Origin of the sequence: Mesorhizobium sp. 2RAF45 (assembly GCF_052115225.1) — a bacterium.
GTDB classification, from domain to species: domain Bacteria; phylum Pseudomonadota; class Alphaproteobacteria; order Rhizobiales; family Rhizobiaceae; genus Mesorhizobium; species Mesorhizobium jarvisii.
Genome location: NZ_JBFRGG010000032.1, coordinates 1 through 2,073 on the forward strand (window position 1 = coordinate 1; position 2,073 = coordinate 2,073).

A 2,073-nucleotide genomic window follows, 5' to 3' on the forward strand; every position below is an offset into this window, starting at 1 on the left:
GCCGGCACCAGCGTGATAAAGCGCTCCCCTGACTGCATGACCGAGCCGACAGAGACTTTTGCCACGGATTGAACGATGGCGTCTGATTGGCTCTTCAACTCGACCAACTGGTTTCGAAGCTTTGCCTTGTTGAGAAGTTCGCGGGCGTCCGAGATCCGCGTGCTTGCCTCCGACAGGCTCTGCGAGACTTCAGCGCGCCAGCCCTGAATGTAGCCGTCGCGCTCGGCGGCCACCGCGGCTTGCTGGCGCTTGGCGGCTTCCGCGGTCTGTTCGGCATTGCCCAGCGCCCGGGACATTTCTGCCCGGTTGTCCTCGGCCAGGAGCGTGTTGAGGCGACTTCCTACCTGCCTTGCCTCAAGCTGCCTGCGCATCTGTTCGATCGAGTCGGCGACCGTGAGCCGCTGGCGGTAGCCCTCCGCATCGGATTGCGATCGCGAAATCACCGAGCTGAGTTCGTCACGCTGGCGTTCGAAATTCTCCACCTTGGCGTCGTAGACCGCCTTGCGTTGCTCGAATATCGACACCTGCAGCGTCCAACTCGGGTCGAGGCCGTCATAGGTGAACGCCTGGCCGTTGGCCTCCGCCTTCAACCGCGCCACCTCGGCTTCAAGCGTCGAGACCTGCATCGCCAGCGCCGCCTTGTCGGCTGAGGTAAAGGTCGCATCGAGGCGGGCAAGCAGTTGGCCGGCCCGGACGCGCTGTCCTTCCCGCACCTCGATCGAGCGGACAATCGCTGTTTCCAGCGGTTGCACGACGATGTTGGGGGATTGCGAGACCACCAGCCCTCTGGCCGTTACCACCTGATCGACCGGTATCAGCCCCGCCAGGGCGATCAGCGCGATGACCAGGCTAGAGACGATCCAGACGATGCCGCGCGCCGACCGCGGAATAGGCGCATTGGCGACAGCCGTCGATGGCCACTGGAACTCAAGTATGGCCGGCGCCGTCGGATCTCTCGTTTCCATCCGGTGCCACCGAGCGGGAAGGGCGGTGAGGGAGGTGCTGCTCATGGGTTACCGGACCTGATGCGAATATGAGGCGCGCGACATGATCAAACCAACCGCGGCGGGACGGCGACCGGGCGGCCGTGGCGGCCGTCGAGGTGCCGGTTCTGCTGCGACCACAACTGGCGATAGAGTGCACATCGTTCGAGCAAGGTCGCATGCGGCGCGACGTCGAGGACCTTACCCTGATCCATCACGAGGATGTTGTCGCACTCGGTCAGCGAGGCGAGCCGGTGCGAAACGATGATCATCGTGCGCCCGCTGGCGATGCGCATGAGGTTGGCGCTGACAACCGCCTCGCTCTCCGGGTCGAGCGCGCTGGTCGCTTCGTCGAGGATGAGAATAGTCGGATCGTGGATGAGCGCGCGCGCGATCGCCAGCCGCTGCTTCTGACCGCCTGACAGATTGGGCGAACCTTCCTCGATGTAGGTGTCGTAGCCATTCGGCATCCGCTCGATGAATTCCTGGGCGCCGGCGAGGTGCGCGGCGCGCATGGCGTCGGAAAGCGTCAAGCCCGGGCGCCCGGCGATGATGTTGTCTCGGATCGAGCCGCGGAACAGAAAGTTGTCCTGCAGCACAACGCCAAGCCCCTGGCGGAGATGGCGCAGGTTGATTTCCTTGAGGTCGACGCCATCAAGCTTGAGGAAACCACTGTAGTCGCGGTTGATCCCCTGCAGGAGGCGGGCGACTGTCGATTTTCCCGACCCGCTGCGCCCAACAATGCCAAACATGCTGCCGGCGGGAATATGGAAGCTGACCCGGTCGAGCGCCGGTGTCTTGGTGGCGATATAGCTAAAGGTCAGGTCGCTGAACACGACCTCGCCGACCAGCCTGGGTCTCAGGCCGGTCGAATTCGAACTGCTCTCCAGCGGCCGGTTGAGGACTGACGCTGCCTCGCCGATCGCCGCACCGACCTCCTCGTAGTCTTCAACCAATCGGGCCAGGCCAACCAGCGGCTGGGCCACACGCTGGGCGATCATCATGAAGGCGAACAAGCCGCCGACCATGTAGCCGGTGCGGTCGTTCATCGCGAGATAGGCGCCGATCAGCATGGTGCCGAGCACCATCA

2 protein-coding genes are annotated in these 2,073 nt (G+C 63.9%); both read right to left on the minus strand.

Going from position 1 to position 2,073, the window contains the following annotated elements; all coding sequences use genetic code 11:
* The coding region (locus AB4Z43_RS33420) for an HlyD family type I secretion periplasmic adaptor subunit (protein ID WP_441940979.1) at positions 1-965 on the minus strand (965 nt) is incomplete at its 3' end.
* A gap of 86 nt (positions 966-1,051) precedes the next feature.
* Positions 1,052-2,073 (minus strand): peptidase domain-containing ABC transporter (locus tag AB4Z43_RS33425; protein ID WP_441940981.1); only part of this gene is annotated, 1,022 nt, incomplete at its 5' end.